At 53.3% G+C, this 16,797-nt stretch carries 16 protein-coding genes, 1 tRNA gene and 1 pseudogene; 7 read left to right on the top strand and 11 right to left on the bottom strand.

What is annotated here, in order from left to right:
* Positions 1-274 precede the first annotated feature (274 nt).
* The 3 genes from EYC87_RS03195 to EYC87_RS03185 all read right to left on the bottom strand — a co-directional run bounded on the left by EYC87_RS03195 (position 275) and on the right by EYC87_RS03185 (position 4,172).
* A complete protein-coding gene (locus EYC87_RS03195) occupies positions 275-2,482 on the bottom strand; it encodes a molybdopterin-containing oxidoreductase family protein (protein WP_279251588.1) in 2,208 nt (735 codons plus the stop codon).
* 468 nt (positions 2,483-2,950) lie between these two features.
* The gene (locus EYC87_RS03190; RefSeq protein ID WP_007227454.1) at positions 2,951-3,781 is read right to left on the bottom strand and encodes a Rossmann-fold NAD(P)-binding domain-containing protein; all 831 of its coding nucleotides are present in this window, start codon (positions 3,779-3,781) and stop codon (positions 2,951-2,953) included.
* Between the two features lie 187 nt (positions 3,782-3,968).
* A complete protein-coding gene (locus tag EYC87_RS03185) occupies positions 3,969-4,172 on the bottom strand; it encodes a hypothetical protein (protein ID WP_279251587.1) in 204 nt (67 codons plus the stop codon).
* A gap of 63 nt (positions 4,173-4,235) precedes the next feature.
* Here EYC87_RS03185 and EYC87_RS03180 point away from each other — a divergent pair, with 63 nt between their 5' ends.
* Positions 4,236-4,769: a hypothetical protein gene (locus EYC87_RS03180; protein ID WP_279251586.1), complete on the top strand. Its 534-nt coding sequence runs from the start codon at positions 4,236-4,238 to the stop codon at positions 4,767-4,769.
* Between the two features lie 370 nt (positions 4,770-5,139).
* A pseudogene (locus EYC87_RS19440) lies at positions 5,140-5,244 on the top strand (recombinase family protein); the annotation flags it as partial.
* A gap of 171 nt (positions 5,245-5,415) precedes the next feature.
* On the opposite strand, the gene EYC87_RS03175 reads toward EYC87_RS19440, so the two are convergent.
* From EYC87_RS03175 to EYC87_RS03155, 5 genes are all read right to left on the bottom strand, one after another.
* Positions 5,416-5,492: transfer RNA gene (locus EYC87_RS03175), tRNA-Arg, on the bottom strand.
* A 68-nt stretch (positions 5,493-5,560) separates the two neighbouring features.
* The gene (locus EYC87_RS03170) at positions 5,561-6,844 is read right to left on the bottom strand and encodes an acetyl-CoA hydrolase/transferase family protein (protein ID WP_279251585.1); all 1,284 of its coding nucleotides are present in this window, start codon (positions 6,842-6,844) and stop codon (positions 5,561-5,563) included.
* A 1-nt stretch (position 6,845) separates the two neighbouring features.
* Positions 6,846-7,265 (bottom strand): hypothetical protein, encoded by a 420-nt coding sequence (locus EYC87_RS03165; RefSeq protein ID WP_279251584.1) that lies wholly within the window; start codon positions 7,263-7,265, stop codon positions 6,846-6,848.
* A 50-nt stretch (positions 7,266-7,315) separates the two neighbouring features.
* Entirely contained in the window at positions 7,316-7,690 is a 375-nt protein-coding gene (locus EYC87_RS03160) for a hypothetical protein (RefSeq protein ID WP_279251583.1), read from the bottom strand.
* A 78-nt stretch (positions 7,691-7,768) separates the two neighbouring features.
* Positions 7,769-8,182, bottom strand: a complete 414-nt coding sequence (locus EYC87_RS03155; protein WP_279251582.1) for a PGPGW domain-containing protein — start codon at positions 8,180-8,182, stop codon at positions 7,769-7,771.
* A 129-nt stretch (positions 8,183-8,311) separates the two neighbouring features.
* Between EYC87_RS03155 and EYC87_RS03150 the strand changes: the two genes are divergently transcribed.
* From EYC87_RS03150 to EYC87_RS03135, 4 genes are all read left to right on the top strand, one after another.
* On the top strand, positions 8,312-8,623 hold the full coding sequence (locus EYC87_RS03150) for a DUF4124 domain-containing protein (protein ID WP_279251581.1): 312 nt from the start codon (positions 8,312-8,314) through the stop codon (positions 8,621-8,623).
* A 96-nt stretch (positions 8,624-8,719) separates the two neighbouring features.
* Positions 8,720-9,748 carry an L-threonine 3-dehydrogenase gene (gene tdh, locus EYC87_RS03145; RefSeq protein ID WP_279251580.1) on the top strand — a complete coding sequence of 343 codons (1,029 nt, stop codon included), beginning with the start codon at positions 8,720-8,722 and terminating at the stop codon, positions 9,746-9,748.
* A gap of 10 nt (positions 9,749-9,758) precedes the next feature.
* The gene (gene kbl / locus EYC87_RS03140) at positions 9,759-10,943 is read left to right on the top strand and encodes a glycine C-acetyltransferase (protein ID WP_279251579.1); all 1,185 of its coding nucleotides are present in this window, start codon (positions 9,759-9,761) and stop codon (positions 10,941-10,943) included.
* 17 nt (positions 10,944-10,960) lie between these two features.
* On the top strand, positions 10,961-11,959 hold the full coding sequence (locus EYC87_RS03135) for a YheT family hydrolase (RefSeq protein ID WP_279251578.1): 999 nt from the start codon (positions 10,961-10,963) through the stop codon (positions 11,957-11,959).
* Between the two features lie 25 nt (positions 11,960-11,984).
* On the opposite strand, the gene EYC87_RS03130 is transcribed toward EYC87_RS03135, so the two are convergent.
* Both EYC87_RS03130 and EYC87_RS03125 read right to left on the bottom strand, forming a co-directional pair.
* On the bottom strand, positions 11,985-13,409 hold the full coding sequence (locus tag EYC87_RS03130; protein ID WP_279251577.1) for a DUF3482 domain-containing protein: 1,425 nt from the start codon (positions 13,407-13,409) through the stop codon (positions 11,985-11,987).
* A 3-nt stretch (positions 13,410-13,412) separates the two neighbouring features.
* Positions 13,413-14,789, bottom strand: a complete 1,377-nt coding sequence (locus tag EYC87_RS03125; RefSeq protein ID WP_279251576.1) for a DUF2868 domain-containing protein — start codon at positions 14,787-14,789, stop codon at positions 13,413-13,415.
* A gap of 50 nt (positions 14,790-14,839) precedes the next feature.
* On the opposite strand from EYC87_RS03125, the gene EYC87_RS03120 reads away from it, so the two are divergent.
* A complete protein-coding gene (locus tag EYC87_RS03120; protein ID WP_279251575.1) occupies positions 14,840-15,283 on the top strand; it encodes a nuclear transport factor 2 family protein in 444 nt (147 codons plus the stop codon).
* Between the two features lie 12 nt (positions 15,284-15,295).
* On the opposite strand, the gene EYC87_RS03115 is transcribed toward EYC87_RS03120, so the two are convergent.
* Positions 15,296-16,483, bottom strand: a complete 1,188-nt coding sequence (locus EYC87_RS03115; RefSeq protein WP_279251574.1) for an acyl-CoA dehydrogenase family protein — start codon at positions 16,481-16,483, stop codon at positions 15,296-15,298.
* Between the last annotated feature and the right edge of the window lie 314 nt (positions 16,484-16,797).

Here is a 16,797-nt window from a genome sequence, read left to right as displayed (position 1 = left end):
GTGTGCGTTCAGCATAACATTGGGTATCGGCACATTAACTTTTCCAGACCACAGCCACTCAAGACAACAATGCTCTGCCCCAGATCCTCTGACAGTTCTGTCTCCCACCTGGCTCCATCGGCTAAGTGGTCTATACCCTCAGCGCCCTATCGGAGACGATGCGACTGGCGGAGTGCTCACCCCGATCATCGCATCAATGTTTAGCTTGACGAAAGAAATGCAGCGACCGTTCAATGCAGATCAGTTCGCGTTTTAGTATGGGAGCCTCGCCCCGTTAACCCGCAGCGGCAGCTCTTATCCGAATCGGTATCGAACTCATGCGGGGGATGCCTGTGCGGCGATCGAAGTCCCGGTCGCTGAATGACAAGCGTCCGGTATTGCCGCCTTGCCCCAGAGGGTCTTCTTTCTCGTTCGGACTGGTGCCCCAGCTGTGCGGTATGGCAACGCACCCCGGACGTACTTCGCTGGCAGCCTTTGCTACGCAACTGATCATCGCTCGCGCCGATTCTATCTCTACCACCTGACCGTCAGATAAGCCCAGATCGGCAAGGTCGTCGGGATGGATGAATGCCGGGTGGTGTCCCACGCGTTTGCTTTGCACCGGATCCTCATGCCAGCTGCTATTCAACACTTCGTTAATACGGCGGCTGATCATGCGGAAAGGATAATCCTGGTCATCAAGACTGTCGGACTGCGCCAGACGCTGTGAGATTTCCTCCAGCTCCGCCAGCATCGAGGGGTTGCCAATGTCCAGTTTTCCCTGCCAGTCATCAGGCTTGGGCTCGACAGTGGTAGGTGGTCGATCAAACATTTTTCCACGATGCGCTTCAGGATCATCGAAGGCATCGCTAATGGCTACGGGCGATCCTCGCAATGAAATAGACCACGAGGCCATCGGGTCAGGTGTCTCGCCAGGTGGCACCGGAGTCGCTTGCCGGTCCTGTTCTTGCGGGTCGCCGAATAGCGCAAATGACTTTACGTTCAACGTCTTGTTCATCTCTGTGGCAACCCGGTGAATGAACTGATATTCCTCGCAGAGATCCGAACCCTCGGGCACGTCCAGTATAGGGTCGCTAACCTGCCCGTAGGGGCCTTCGAATCCCCAGCCGGCGCCGAACATGCCAAATAGCTCGGGCGCTGCGGTACAGCCTTTTATTTCGTAGTGCAGTTTGGGCGCGATTATGTAATCTGCAAGCTCGCAGGTTTTTGACATTCTGGGGTCAAAGCACACCAGTAGGTCTAAGGCCTGCATCGCTTCATAGGTTTTGATCTGGTCTGGCCATGCCAACATCGGATTACCGCCCAGGCAAATCAAGGCCTTGATCTGACCTTCTCCCGGAGTAAGGATCTCATCAGCCAATGCACCGGTGGGCAGGCCTGAGGCAGATTCCTCCAGATCGCGTACCCGCATCTTTCGGCCAAAGCCCCACGCTGGCATTGGCCCTGGAGACGCCGCTATGGCAGGCGCGGGTGTGATGAACACGCCGCTGTTCTGTTTGACCTCGCCGGCCTGTCGCCAGTGGCCCATCAGGGATGTCAGTGCCAAATTCAGGTATTCCGTGGCATTGCCAAAACCCGACATATTGGGCCCGGTTCCCACGCTGATACTGCCACGTTTCCAACCACTGAGCATATGGGCCGCTTTAACCAGTTGCTCAGAGTCTATGCCTGCATGCGCCGCGACTTTGCCCGGATCGAAGGGCGCCAGTGTCGCTTTCAAGGCGTCCAGCCCTTCCACCTCTGCGTCGACAAAACTCTTGTTGTAACGCGCTTCCTCCAGAATGATCTTGGCAATAGCGCCGAGTATCAATGGGTCTTCGCCAGGTCGACACTGCAGGTAGATATCGGCTTCCTTGGCGCTCTCGGTTTTGCGCGGGTCGACGACAATGAGCTCCATGCCACGTTTGCGCGCATCAAACAGGCGTTTGGCCGGGTTCATACCAAGACCACCGTTCATAGAGATAACCGGATTGGTGCCCACCAGCATCAATCCGTCCCACTCGTCTACACGATAAGGCCCTGCGAGCCAGGGTCCATGGCAGGACAAGGCAATACCCTTGCCTGGCTGATCGATAGTGACAGAAGTAAATTTCATAGCGCTGCCCATAGCGTCCATTAGGGCCAAACTATAGGCGTGTGCATTGAGGTTATTGTAACCAAAGGTTCCGATATACATGGCCACTGAGTCAGGGCCGTGCTCGGCGATAATACCCTGCAGTTTTTCGGCCATTTCGGCGGCGGCGTCTTGCCAGTGGATATCGTAATGCTGGCCGTCTGGGCGGCGCTTTTTGCTGGATAGCAGGCGCGAGGGTAGCGTGTGGTGATTAACCAGCCGACGTCCCTTAATACAACTGAAGCCGGCAAAGGCGGGATTGTCTTTATCCCCGTGAGTGGCGGTGGGGAGCCCGTCTTCAAAATCGACAACAAGCCCGCAGTGGGCATGGCAGGAACGGCACATCACATGCTTCTGTTGTTTTGTCATATTACACCTGGCTTGCTTATTGTTATCTCGACTCAATGCAGTGCTGATAGTAGCCTATTTTCACAACGGCATAGGCAAGTTAACTTTTTGACATTAGAGGAACCCAGCCTCAGACCTCAATCTACTGCCCTATCCCATTCTGTAAACGCACTAATTTCAGGGTCTCGGTAATGCTGGGCAGGCACTTTGTCCTTATGAAGACCTGGGTATTTCTGGTGAAGAGCCTGATGACGCAATGCATAGTGTTTGCCATCCGCAGTTGCCTGATGCTGAGGATGTTTGGAGTGAGGTTGCTGACAAGTCTGGGGAGTGGTTGAATCAGGTGCGGGGTGCGATGTAGGTATGACTCGAATTGTAGCAATATTAGAGCCACACTGCATAGCTCATGACGTCGAGCGGGAATCGATGACGTTTACAGGTATTCATGCGCCGATTCTATCAATTACAGCGAGTTAAGTTGTAAGTACGCTATTCCCCCCTCGCTAGATACGCCTTTGTATAGGCAAGGCTATCGCCGTTATCCAGCAAAGTACCGTTGGGTAATTCCTGAGTACGGGCACTGATTTCCAACATAGCCTGGCCCAGCTTCTTTGAACTGGTGACCAACTTCCCGGGGCGCAATAAGACCTCGGTAATATGATGGCCGATATTCGTCGTTTCACTGATAGGGCGAATATAAGCCGAGCGATAACTAAATGACCGCAGCCCGGTGCCCTCGGCCATGGCCGCCACATCCCGTTCGGTTTGACGTTTATCGTGTGCCCAGGGCGCATCGCTGGCGCCAGTGCCCATACCGGCAATAAAATGATAGGCCATGGGGGAATCAATGTGACCGGCAGCTCTTCGCGCGGCTAACCAGACCGGCACAAAGGCCGCGGGAAAGTCCACATGAATCAGCGTGTAAGTCGCTGCGTCGACGCTCATGGAAGAAGTGCCAAGCGCCCATAGCACCGTGCTAACCTCGCCAAGTTGACTATTGAGCTGGGAATAATCTGTAAAGTCCTTGTGCATAATCACCGAGACTTTATCGCGAGCTTCAACAGATGCGATATAATCCGTGCTGCGCCGAGTAACGACATAGACTTTTTCTACTTCATTATCCTCGACGGCGGCTTTTAATAAACCGCCTCCGGCTGAACCTGTCGCACCAAAAACCATCACCACCTTATTAGCGCTGGTATCGCGCTCGGCATTGTCTGCAGGCTCTAGAGACCCCTGGGTTGCCGCACCCCAAACGTTGAAACCAATGATCAACGCAAAAACCACCGTAAGCATAATAGCCAACCATTTTATTATCATAAAATAACCGTTTGATGTCTTTTTAAAAAAGTTATAGGGGGGATCTCAATCCTCCGCCGTCAATAAAGAAAACCGACCCCGCTGGGCTTCGACAACATCCTCGATGAACTGCGTGTTCAGCAGGTTATCGGGGATGAGTGGACTTGCCCTAACGATCGACGTATCGCGCAGCTGAACTAGAGATTACTTAGGCCGCGTGTTTAGCAGCGGCCATCGCAGCTTTGAAATCAAAGCCCATTGCGATAAATACGATTACCATCACATTGAAGGTGACTTCGAAGTAGCCGCTAATCGCGGGCAGATCTACAATACCGACCAACAACGCAGCCAAGAGAACGTGATATGAGATACCAATATATCCCAAAGTAAGCGCCGCAATTTTTGAAGCCACTGATTCGCCGTACAGTGGAACAGCCTCCAATACGGTGTAAAAACCCCTTTCGTCTATGCCAACGTGCAACTGGATAATGGCCTAGCCTACGACAAGCTGGGCGCACAGATATTCCAGTGCCCCCATGACCCGTTTCAATGGGTGAGCAGTGCACCCGGCATGAGCGTTGGTGGCTACGAGCCCCCACGGGGGCCAGACGACCCCATGGTGGTCTTCATGATGAACTCCCCCATGACTAAGACCCAAGAGCAGGGTTTAGGTCGCGACCAGCTGCGGATGGGACGCCACCGCGTGTACAGCACACCTTTCGCCACTTACGAGCAGCAGATTCGTGAGCAGTTACAATCCATGCTCGGCCAGCACGGTTTCAAACACGAGCGGGATATTTGCGCCATCACCGTCAACCGCATTCCCCACGGCTACTCCTATCCCTACCTCGCTCTGGACGACCCCGAGTGGGAAGATGGTCAGGCGCCCCACGAAATCGGCAGAGCCCAGTTCGGGCGTATCTCTATCGCCAACACAGATTCGGAAGCCATCGCGCTGATGGATGCGGCATTTGATGCGGCCTGGAGGTCGGTGGAGGAGCAGACCTAGCAATAGAAATTACCCGTAGACACTACCCAATCGGTAACACTGTAGCCCCAGGTCAAGAAGAGCAGACTATGAGAAGTGTTGTGGTCGTCACCATTCGGGCGTGTGTGGACAACTAATAAAACTCGGTCCAATAGATGTCTAGTTATTTATGAATTAATTGACACTCTAGAATTGCGCCATTGCAATGTACATTAAATCTCTAACCACACTTTTTTGACACTCACTGTCAGGTAACCGATTTAATTTACACTTCGAGGAGTAACTATGGTGAAGCATAGGCTATGCCAGAGTGTCGACACACCAGCACGACCTCACCGCGCAATTAGCTGCACTGAAATAGGCCGGAGTACAAGATCACAGCGACTTCCTATTTAAAGATAGGGCCAGCGGCAAGAACGATAACCGGAAGGGTCTCCAGCTCCTTCTAACCAAGGCCCGCAAAGGCGACCATGTTATCGTCACCAAGTTGGAATGACTGGAAGTCGTATGAGATGGTGCTGCGCTATGCGCATTTGGCACCGGATCATTTGAGCCACGCCGCAGCGAGAATTGAACGGGTGCTGGAGATCGTAGAGCCAAACTCTACGAAAACTCTACGTTTTTTGGAGGAGACAACTCACGCGAATGCGTAAGTCTTTGAAAGATATGGCGCGCCTGGCACGATTCGAACGTGCGACCGCCTGGTTCGTAGCCAGGTACTCTATCCAGCTGAGCTACAGGCGCGTTGAGGAGGCGTACTATAAGGATGAAGCTGTTATTCGTCAAGCGCCCTTGCAGGCTAATATTGGTTGCTAAACAGACAAACCCAACGTGTCCCTGGCCTCCCGCGCCAGTTCCTCACGGAAGTCTGGGTGGGAGATATTAATCAAGTCCCGGGCCCGCTCAGCAATCGAGCGCCCCCGCAGTTCAGCGATGCCATATTCAGTCACGACATAGTCCACCAGTGCCCGCGTTGTTACAACGCCTGCGCCTCGTTCCAGAGCCGGTACAAGGCGGCTAAATGCACCTTTTTTGGCGGTGCTCGGCAAAGCGATAATCGATTTTCCATGTTCAGAGAAATTAGCACCAAGCACGAAATCTACCTGCCCCCCTACCCCCGAGTAAATTTTGTGCCCCATGGAGTCAGCGCAGACCTGCCCGCTCAGATCGATTTGAATAGCGCTATTGATCGCGGTCACTTGAGGATTCTTGGCAATCACCACCGGATTGTTTACGAATTCGATATCGAGAAAGGTCACTTCCGGGTTGTCATCTACAAAACGATACAGACGATCGCTCCCCATGGTAAAGCCAGTAACGGTTCGTCCGCGAGCAACCTTTTTGTTGGAGTTCGTAATTACGCCAGCTTCAATCAGGTCCAGCACGCCATCAGAGAACATCTCGGTATGCACACCAAGATCGCGACGGTCTTTCATGAATGAAAGCGCCGCATTGGGAATTGCGCCGATACCCATTTGCAGACAATCGCCATCTTTAATCCGACTAGCGATGATCTCTCCGATACGCCGCTCGGTATCCGAAATATCCTTTCTTGCTATTGTGATCAGTGGCGTCTCGGCCACAAAAGCGTAATCGATATCGCGTATGTTGATGAAACTATCACCGTGGGTGCGCGGCATATTCGGATTAACGTGAGCAATGATCCGTTTGGCCACATCACAGGCGGCTGCAGTCGCTTCGACCGATATACCCAGCGAGCAATTTCCATGCTGGTCCGGGGTTGATACCTGCACCAGCGCGGTATCTACCTGCTGCTCGCCATGACGAAGAAGTTTGGGGATTTCAGACAAAAACATAGGCACATAATCGGCCCTGCCTTCGTTGATCAGGTTACGAGTTGTTTTACCGGCAAAAAAGCAGCGATTGCGTAAATGGCCCTCAAGGGCTGGGTCAGCAATAGACTCAGCGTGCTCAAGGTGCAGTTGCATCATGGTCACCCCACAAAGTGACTGAGCATGTTGCGCAAGGGCCTCTAACAGAACAGTGGGTGTGGCAGCCATGGAATGACACCAGATATTCTCGCCGGAGCCAATAATGGAAACGGCATCGAGAGCCGTCTCAGTAAAGCAAGCCAAGCTACTTATCCTGGCGAATATAGCCGGGAGAGGAATTCATGTACAGGCGAATGGGCCAGTTGCTCTCTCCCAGGTGGACAACGAGACCGTAGTTATCGTCATCGTAGTCATAAACCCATTCATACTCGATATCCAGTGGTTCCGACTCCTCCGGCGCCTGCCCAACGACGAGAACCTCTTCAATAGTGTCGGGGTGTCCCATCGATACTTTAGGCACTGCAATATAAACCCTGGTGCTGCCCTCGGTGTCGCCAGGTTGGATGTCGGTCACTTCCACACCCATTGTCTCGCCCTTGTGCCCTTTCACCAGCTCTATCCAGTCAGACTCCAGTGATGTGCCCTCCTGGGCCAGGGAATACAGGGACAGCAGCGCCATCGATGCCAGCATGCACTTGATCAGATTCATGGGGGTGTTACTCATCTTGGATAATTATCCTCTCGACTATCAGCTTAGTTGAAATAGTGTGAAATTCAGGACTCGTGCTCAATAATAACGCCGTTCTTGTCGTGTGCTAATTCACGCCCGGCGGCAGAAGAAAGCCACAGCGCACGCAACAGGTTCACCGCCGCCATACTCAGATGCTGTTCGGCGGCTTGCAGTGCCAGCGAGGCTGCCTGGGCTTTCTGTTCTCCGCTCAAATGACCGGCCCTCGCAGACATCTCGGCGTCGACGCCCGAGATAACGGACTGAATTTCGCGCGCCACTTCTTCTGAGGCATCTCGTAATTCATCAGAAAACTGCTGAAATTCAGCGGCACTCATAGACATTGCACGAGCACTTCGCCAAGTCAATCGGGCGGGCATTGTGGCGAGTTCAAAGCCCATGGACATCATTTTGCCGATCATTGGATTCATCTCCTGTCGGTGAAGGAGGCAATTATAAAACCAGAGCAAGATCTTTGGTATCTCAATACTGCCCTAAATTTACTGTCTGGGGTTTTCAAACGGTGGCAGTGAGTGCTTTGCGCGCAGCCAGTTCAAGGCACGAAATACTCCCTCTCTGGCCACCAGCAATCGCTCTAGGCGGTATTTTCCGGGGAAGTTCATGATCAACAGCCCGACCAGCATCATCAGCACACCCTGCCCGGGCATGAACAAAAGTATGAAACCAATCATAACCAACAGACCACCAGCTACGTTCTTTAATAGCGCCAGCATCAAGGCTCCAAGACCCAGTTGCTCTCGCAAGGCATGTCGGCGTGGGCCGCTGAAGTAGTCTACCGGCAAATGGGCCACTACCCACGGCACCGCGAAGACCGCAGCCGCCAACGTTACCAGCGATAGTCCTGAGCCCCAGAGTATTAGTTCTGGAAGGTAACTTGAGATTAATTCGACCATGCACTTGATTCGACTACCTGTAGACGCCAAATTCTCAGGTTTTCTGGCTAAAAGTCGAGTATTTTGTCGACCGATTATCCTCAATACCATTAATCTAGTCAAAACAGACCCAGTTTGAGACGTTCACGGATGAAAAAGGCCGTTTTTATAGCCCTGCTACTGGCTGCCACATTACTGGCGCCACAGCTGTCATCAGCTGAAGTTTTCATGTGTGTCGACCCTGACAGCGGCAAAAAAACCTTCACGGACAAGGCCTGTCCGACTGTGGGTGAGCGCAAAAAAGTGAAAGTACAACCCACCAATTTCGGTCAGGGCAGCAAACCAGCCCACGGCCAAGGCACCTGGTCCAGCGATCGCGATACCAGTATCTCCGGGACAGACAACCTAAACAGCCATAGCCGACGCGTGGAAGAAGCCCGTACCGCTGGTAACACCCACTAGGGTTTTTGGGCCCCGCGAAAATATTTTTTAACACTCCACCTATTCATTCCCATTTGCGTCTAAAATCCACGGTCTGAATTTGGCGGAAAAACACGCATGAAAGCACTGGTCAAAAAAGAATCCCGCGAAGGCATTTGGTTGGAAGACGTGCCCGAGCCACAACTCGGCATCAACGATGTACTCATCAAGGTCAAGCGCACCGCGATTTGCGGAACGGATATGCACATCTACAACTGGGATGCCTGGGCACAAAAAACCATCCCGGTACCCATGGTCGTAGGGCACGAATTCGTCGGTGAAATCGCTGATGTCGGCGCCAATGTTAACGACTTCAGGCCTGGGCAAATCGTTTCTGGTGAAGGACATGTCGTCTGTGGTCGCTGTCGTAACTGCATGGCAGGCCGCCGTCATCTTTGCAATCAGACCTCTGGAATCGGTGTAGATCGCCCTGGGTCATTCGCAGAATACGTTGCCCTGCCCATGTCCAATGTCTGGGAGCACAGCCCAGGTATAGACCTCGACGTGGCCTCTCTGTTCGACCCTTTCGGCAATGCGACACACACTGCTTTGCAATTCGACCTGCTGGGTGAAGACGTACTCATTACCGGTGCCGGACCCATTGGCGCAATGGCGGCAGCAGTATGCAAGCACGCGGGGGCTCGTCATGTTGTCATTACCGACGTCATTGATTCCAGGTTGGACCTTGCCAGAACTCTGGGCGCTACTCGCACGGTGAATGTTACCCGTGAGCGTATAGCTGATGTTAAAGCAGAGCTGGGAATGTACGAAGGCTTCGATGTTGGCCTGGAAATGTCTGGGAATCCTCAGGCCTTTAATGAATTAATCAACAATATGTGTCACGGCGGCAAGATTTCTATTCTGGGTATTCCTGCAGAAAATACGGCTATAGACTGGAATAAAGTGATCTTCAATATGCTCACGCTCAAAGGCATTTACGGCAGGGAGATGTATGAAACCTGGTACAAAATGTCGGTGATGATTGATTCCGGCCTGGATATTTCTCCGGTAATTACTCACCGCTTGCCGTTCACCGAATTCCAGACTGGGTTCGATGCAATGAACACGGGGGAAGCCAGCAAGGTCGTCCTCAACTGGGACGCCTGAGGAGTAAAAAATGTACGATCGTTTTGGCGAGCACCTGTCGAATGAGCTTAACGGTATTGAAGCAGCGGGCCTTTACAAACACGAGCGCTTGATTACCACACGCCAAGGCGCTCATGTCAGCGTAAAAGAGGGCGAGGTACTGAACCTCTGTGCCAATAATTATCTTGGCCTGGCGCAACACCCAGAGGTCAACGCCGCAGCGGCAAGAGGCTTGGAGGAATGGGGATACGGCATGGCCTCGGTTCGATTCATTTGCGGCACCCAGACCTTGCACAAACAGCTGGAAAATAAACTCAGTGATTTCCTGGGCACCGAGGACACTATTCTTTATCCGTCCTGCTTTGATGCCAATGGTGGTTTATTCGAAACCTTGCTGGGCGCCGATGACGCTGTTATCTCGGATGAATTGAATCATGCCAGCATTATTGATGGCGTGCGGCTCTCTAAAGCGCAGCGCTACCGTTATAAAAACAATGATATGGCAGACCTGGAAGAACAACTCAAAGCAGCCGATGCAGCAGGCGCCCGCTTTAAAATGATTACCAGTGATGGCGTATTTTCCATGGATGGCTACATTGCGAGGCTGGATGAGATCTGTGACCTCGCAGAAAAATACAATGCACTGGTGCACTTTGATGACTGCCACGCCACCGGTTTCGTCGGTGAGGGTGGTCGCGGCACCCACGAACTGCGCGGCTGCATGGACAGGGTCGATATCATCACAGGAACGCTGGGCAAAGCTCTGGGAGGTGCTAGCGGCGGCTATACCTCGGCCCGCAAGGAAGTGGTAGCTCTGCTACGCCAGCGCTCCCGTCCATATCTTTTTTCTAACACCGTGGCGCCACCGGTGGTCGCCGGTGCAATCAAGGCCATTGACCTGGTAAGTGAGTCGCCCGAACTTCGCCATCGTCTACAGCACAACACTTCGGTGTTCCGGGAAGGCCTTAATCGGCTTGGATTTGAGCTTCTGCCCGGCGAACATCCCATTGTGCCAGTGATGCTGCACGATGCGGCGAAGGCTGCCAGGTTTGCTGAACTTATGCTGGCACAGGGAGTTTACGTTGTGGCTTTTTCTTTCCCGGTAGTACCTAAAGGGAAAGCTCGCATTCGAACTCAGATGTCCGCTGCACTTAACGACGATGACCTGGAAATGGCGATTGAGGCGTTCGGGCGAGCCAAGGACGAGCTGGGCTAGCGGCCCACTGACTCGACATGTCAAAGCCATTAAATGCCGGCACCCATCCAACACTCGAATTTAATCCACCTCCGGTGCTGCGCAATCCGCACGTGCAAACACTCATCTCCAGCACCCCGCTGCGCAGTTGGCCACTTAAACGACGAACGAAAGCACTGCAGGCTGCGGCCCAAAGTGTGGTTTTAAACTGCAGCGACGGTATTCGACTGCACGGTTACTACAACGCCAATCCCTCCCCTACTCGTGGCCTGGCCATTCTGCTGCACGGTTGGGAGGGCGATGCCGAGTCCAGCTATCAATTGTCTAACGCCCACTCTCTGCTACACGCAGGTTTCGACGTATTTCGCCTGCACCTGCGAGATCACGGGCCTAGCCACGCACTCAATCCGGAACTTTATAACTCCACTCGTTTGCAGGAAGTTATAGATGCAGTGAGCGAAATCCAAACCCTGTATCCCCACGAGAAAACTTTTCTGGCCGGACATTCTCTGGGTGGCAACTTTTCTTTACGCCTGGCTGTTAAAGCACCGGAGCAAGGGCTCAAAATCGATAAGGTGGTAGCCGTTTGTCCGGTACTTGATCCCTGGCGCACAATGCAGGAACTGGAAACAGGCAACCCTATTTATCACAAGTACTTTGTTCATCGCTGGAAACGTTCCCTTAAAATAAAACTAGAGCACTACCCGGAACTCGGCTACGGCGATACCTTGCTGGACATGCAGACTCTGGCGGACATGAACGAGTATTTCGTGCCCCACTACACCGGTTTTGAGACCCCGGAGAGTTACTATGACGCCTATGCTCTAACCGGCAACACCCTCGCCAATTTATCCATCCCGGCCCACCTGATTCTCAGTCAGGACGACCCCATGATTCCCTGTGACGATATTGAACGCATCGCCAGAACTGATGCGCTTACTATCGAAACACCGAGATACGGCGGTCACTGTGGTTTTTTGATGAACTGGAAAATGGATGGTTGGATTGACCAACGCCTGCTGACACTGTTCCGCTAAAGCGCTGATGCAATCTTGAACCACATCAACCAGCGTCCACTTGAAAGCACCAGGCTTGAATCAATCGCTTCAACTCAGCACGCTGCTCAGTCACGCGCTTGTTACTGCGAATCGAATCGAAGATACGTGCCAAATGACGGCGCTCTTTTTCATCCAACCAATCCAGCGCGGGCTGGGTTAAGGTCAAAGCCGCGCGCACCGCGTGGGTTCGCTGGCTGATTAAACGATGATGCTGCATCGCTCGACCCAATATGACAAAGGGGAAGTTGGCATTACGTGAGGGACCATAAGAAAGACGATTACCTCCCGTGGGTACGCCACTGACCGACCATCGAGCAATATCATCAGAATATTTGAGCGCGCTTCGGGTTGAGGCAAGGGCACCGCCAATACCTCCCGCGAGAGTTGCCAGTCCCCCCAGCAATCCGCCAGTCATGCCGTCGACCAATACTCCCGCTCCACCTCCGGCAACGCCACCTGCGGCCCCCGCTGCAATCAGCAGTTGCCGCCTGTTTAAACCCCAGAGATACCAGTTTTGCTGATGAAATAAATCTTCCTCAGCAAAATCAATTCCCTGCTCCGATTTATGCAGCTCCCGATAGTAGAAAAGCTCTTCCACCCGATTGCGACTTTCTCGCTCACGCTTTATTAAATGTCGTTGATAGCGCGCAAATAATAGCTTGCGCACTGGGGTTTCAGGCGCCCCTTCAGGCACAGCTTGATCGACTGTGTAGGTGAGGCCTTCGTAGATAAGATCTGCAATAATTTCTGCGGCTTCCTGATGCTGCCGATGTCGATCCGCCTCGAGCAGTTCTACCGCGCGCTGCAAAGGCTGCTGCCACTCAGGGTCCAGGTGACCAAACAGCGTTAGTAAATCCAACTGTTTGCCGTGTTCAGCGCGATGCGCATCAAAAACGCGAACCGTCTGGAAATACTGCCCCAAACCTGCACACCATTGCTCCACAAACTCAGAATTCCCAATCGGATTTACCAGGGCGAGACTAGGCCGCCCGGTCCAACGCAAAACTTCCATCTCTGCTTCATAGTCCGCACCAAAGGGCACGGAACCATCGACCACATAAATAATGCCTGCACCATTAACGATAGGCCGCAAGGCAAGGCATTCATCGGTGAACTGCTCGTCATGACTGTGTGCTTCCAGAAAACGCTTAACCGCTGCGGGCCTTGCCGCCGCGTCAGTACAGTCAGTCTTTAACCATGCCAGCATCTGTCTGGCTCGCTGCATTCCCGGCGTATCAAGCAATTCGTATAACGTTGTTCCATCCACTTGCAATGGAAAACGACGGGTAGCACGGGTAGAACCCGCCCGCGCCGCGATATGCACCGAGTCATCTCGCGCCAGAGTCGCAACAATGGATGACTTTCCCTTGTTAGGTCTGCCAACGACAGCAAAACTAGGCAGCAACTCTACCTCTTTCCCAGCAGACATTAGTTACTGTCCCCCCAGAGGCGCCAGTGCCGTGGCAGCAAAAGGCAGTGCGCTGGCGAATGCCTGCCAGTCTCGCAGCGAGGCTTCTCCCAACTCTCGACCAGGCAAGGATACCAATTGCAAACTGCACCTTGAGACACCGTGAACCTCGGCAAGCACATCCGCTAAATCAGCCATAGGGGGCTCCCAGGCCTTCACCGCAACTAACAAGTGTGACGGCTGCAGCCGGTTTATGCCTTCAATAGCGTCTAAATCATCGGCGGGAGAACCCAATCCAGCCTGAAAGCTGTTTTTCACCTCAATGAGTCCACTTGCCAATGCCATTGCACCTGCCCATTCCAACAACACTGTTCCTGCCTCACAGACGACAGGTTGAACTAGGGCGTCTACATGATCTTCGTCCGCCGCTTGAGTAGAAACAACTGGCATTCGCATACGAGTGAGCACGCTGCTGGCACCAGGCATTGATAGAAAAGCTCTGCTGACTTCATTGCGGTAAGCTCGTGTTGATAGCAACCAGAGCAGCAGGCGAGGTAACAAGGAGTACAATGACAAGCACATAAATAGAAAGGGCCACCAGGCACGGCGACTCTCAGCAGATATTTGTCCCAGGTCAAGCTGCGTAGCATAATAGCGAGTGTCGGCAATAATCTCGGGTGATACAGCAGCCGAAGGCAACAATGCTGACCACGGCAATGCCAATATTGCTGCGAATCGGGTCACCATCGCATCGCTGAAAGCAAAAGTGGAGCCCCAAACAAAGCTGAAATCGTTGAACGCCAGCAAACCTATAAATGAAATCATCGCACCGACCGCAAACAGGGCACCAAACTCCTGCCCATATTTAAACAGCAACAGGCGAACCACCGAACTGCTCTCTTGCAGGTAGCGCCAATCTGGCAACGCATAGCGAATGACAAACCGAGCCGGATTCAGAGGAAAAACACTCGCCGTACTGCCGCGTAAGGAACGAATAATTGCCCAGGCGGCAATCAACGACGTGGCCAGTGGGAGAAGCACAAACAGAGCCAATAATAGGAACACGTTGACGAGGGCACGGTCACTGGCCAGCAAAAAGCCAGACATGGCAAGTAACCCGAAAAGAATCGCAGCCAATCGCATGATCAGGGCAGCATGGGCTTCACTCAGCCAGCGCGGCGCTTTATTGCCGTCTGTTGGGTTCACCTCCTCCAGCCAGTGCATCAGGCACTGCCTGTCTTCAGCCTGCGACAAGGATTTTCCAATGGCGTGATCACGCTCACGCAAATCCTCGAGTTTGCTGGCCCGATCAGACCGCAGTTGTTCATCGAGGCGATAAAGGTGGTCCAGCGCCGGCATCAGGCCGCTGGCAGGCCCAGGGCCTTTTCTCTTAATTCTCATTGCCCCATGATAAATTAAACGATGCCCATTGTAGACGGACAAAATACACCATGACCCGCACACTTATTGCAGTAGTTTTGATATCCAACGTGTTACTGACAGCATGCGCCGAGCCGCAGGGGCCGGAGCAAGCCATAAAAGGCCAAATTACTGGTATGGAGGACGCTCTGGCAGAGCGCAGCTCGATGAAGTTTATGGCGACCCTGGCGGAATCGTTCCTGGGGGGTAGGTCAGGGCAATTAGACACCGATAAGGACGCGGCCAGAAAAATGCTAGCGGTCTATTTCCTGCGCTACCATCGGATTCGCGTGGCAGTCACTCACATTGAGGTCAAAATTTATCCTGACGAGCAGTTCTTAGCCAGTGCTTCGGCCAGGGTTGCCCTCGCCGGTGGCGAAAACCTGCTGCCTAACGCTGCCGGCTTCTATCAGGTCACCTCCCAGTGGCGTAACTTTGATGGCGACTGGAAGCTGACTCGACTCCAATGGCAGTAACAGGCGGACTCCTTAGACAAAGAAATCCGAGTTATCTGCCCCCAGTGCAACCGCTCCCAGGTTACGTGCAAATGATGTGGGGTTGTTTGCAACATGGGCTCTGGCGGTATGAATATCCAGAAAGCGCTGCTGAATGTCACTGCCGTCGAAAACAGATGATCCACCGGCAGACGAAAATAGCGAGTCCACCACCTCTATCGACTTCTCAATCACTAACGAGGCCTGGTAGCGATAAAGAATACGGTCTTGCAGTTCGACTTCTCGACCATCACGCAAAGCCGACATCATTCGGTCGAAGTTTCCAAACAGCACGGCAGACATTTCTTCCAGCTGATTTGTTGCTTCGGCAATGCGAGTCTGAGTCGTAACATCACCTGCTAATTTAGTCACGTCACCACTGGCGCGCTTAGTGACCAGGCCAGCGTATAAATTCAGTGCATCGCGTGCGGCACCAATGGCGGGGGTGGATACTACGCGAATAAACAACTGCGCCCAGGGCATGTGGTAGAGCGCAGGGGAGCGTTCAGTGACACCGGGGTTGGTGCCCGCGAATCCATCGGTTTGCTTGTGCGTTCTGTAATCTGGCACAAACACATCGTCCACCACGATGTCATTAGACCCGGTGCCCTGCAGTCCCATGGAGTTCCAGGTGTCGACGATCTCATAATCGGCGCGAGGCACCAGGAAGGTGCGATAGCTGCCGTCCGGCAAAATGCCTCCCAGTAGCACCCAGCTGCAATGATCGCAGCCAGAACTCCAACCCCATCTGCCGCTAAAGCGGAAACCACCTTCGACCTCTTCCACCTTACCCATAGGAGCGTAAGAAGATGAAATCCGGGTGTGAATGTCATCACCCCAAACGTCTTGCTGGGCACGACAGTCCATAAGAGCGATTTGAAAGGCATGAACAGCGACAATTCCGCCAGCCCATGCAGTCGACATGCACGATTCCGCAATCGCCATTTGCATGCGGAAAAAGTCCTGAGGGTCCAGTTCCGACCCGCCCCACGCCGCTGGCTGCAGGGCCAGAAAGAACCCTGCATCTTGCAAAGCCTGGATGTTGTCTTCCGGCACACGCCGCGCCTCGCGGGCGCTGGCCGCATTTGCGCGCAACTGCGGTTGCAGGGCAAGCACTCTCTGGTACATTTCCTCGCCGGCCTGCGCCTTGGCGACAGCTTCTTCGTTCACGACTACGGTCATTGGATCTCTCCTTGTTTAAATTCGCGACTGTCAGGTCATTACCTGATTACGCACGGTTGCAATACACAGACTTCTGGGACCGGCATTGGTCCTGATTGTCTCGGCTTGCGTATAACCAGCTAAACCACAGGGCTTTAACGATGCGAACTTCTCCTCCAACCTACAGCCAAATCCGCGACCCCAAAGGTGAGCGCCCGCTTCCCTGTAGAGGTTGTATGCCAGACTGCAAGAACCGGCAACACTGTGAGGGCAAACTGTGGAGAACACCCTGGACGAATCCCGGACAGGCGCCGCGATAAGGCAACACGTCTGCT

It is taken from the genome of Candidatus Seongchinamella marina (assembly GCF_026262685.1).
Taxonomy (GTDB): domain Bacteria; phylum Pseudomonadota; class Gammaproteobacteria; order Pseudomonadales; family Halieaceae; genus Halioglobus; species Halioglobus marinus.
The sequence above is the reverse complement of the archived record's forward strand: the minus strand, read 5'-3'. Positions and strand labels throughout refer to the sequence as shown.

Excerpts from the sequence above, each read along its gene's own strand:
- EYC87_RS03160 (WP_279251583.1), bottom strand. The coding sequence starts at position 7,690 with ATGATCGGCAAAATGATGTCCATGGGCTTTGAACTCGCCACAATGCCC.
- EYC87_RS03135 (WP_279251578.1), top strand. The coding sequence starts at position 10,961 with ATGTCAAAGCCATTAAATGCCGGCACCCATCCAACACTCGAATTTAAT.
- kbl (WP_279251579.1), top strand. The coding sequence starts at position 9,759 with ATGTACGATCGTTTTGGCGAGCACCTGTCGAATGAGCTTAACGGTATT.
- EYC87_RS03190 (WP_007227454.1), bottom strand. The coding sequence starts at position 3,781 with ATGATAATAAAATGGTTGGCTATTATGCTTACGGTGGTTTTTGCGTTG.
- EYC87_RS03150 (WP_279251581.1), top strand. The coding sequence starts at position 8,312 with ATGAAAAAGGCCGTTTTTATAGCCCTGCTACTGGCTGCCACATTACTG.
- EYC87_RS03165 (WP_279251584.1), bottom strand. The coding sequence starts at position 7,265 with ATGAGTAACACCCCCATGAATCTGATCAAGTGCATGCTGGCATCGATG.
- EYC87_RS03195 (WP_279251588.1), bottom strand. The coding sequence starts at position 2,482 with ATGACAAAACAACAGAAGCATGTGATGTGCCGTTCCTGCCATGCCCAC.
- EYC87_RS03155 (WP_279251582.1), bottom strand. The coding sequence starts at position 8,182 with ATGGTCGAATTAATCTCAAGTTACCTTCCAGAACTAATACTCTGGGGC.
- EYC87_RS03130 (WP_279251577.1), bottom strand. The coding sequence starts at position 13,409 with ATGTCTGCTGGGAAAGAGGTAGAGTTGCTGCCTAGTTTTGCTGTCGTT.
- EYC87_RS03115 (WP_279251574.1), bottom strand. The coding sequence starts at position 16,483 with ATGACCGTAGTCGTGAACGAAGAAGCTGTCGCCAAGGCGCAGGCCGGC.
- tdh (WP_279251580.1), top strand. The coding sequence starts at position 8,720 with ATGAAAGCACTGGTCAAAAAAGAATCCCGCGAAGGCATTTGGTTGGAA.
- EYC87_RS03120 (WP_279251575.1), top strand. The coding sequence starts at position 14,840 with ATGACCCGCACACTTATTGCAGTAGTTTTGATATCCAACGTGTTACTG.
- EYC87_RS03125 (WP_279251576.1), bottom strand. The coding sequence starts at position 14,789 with ATGAGAATTAAGAGAAAAGGCCCTGGGCCTGCCAGCGGCCTGATGCCG.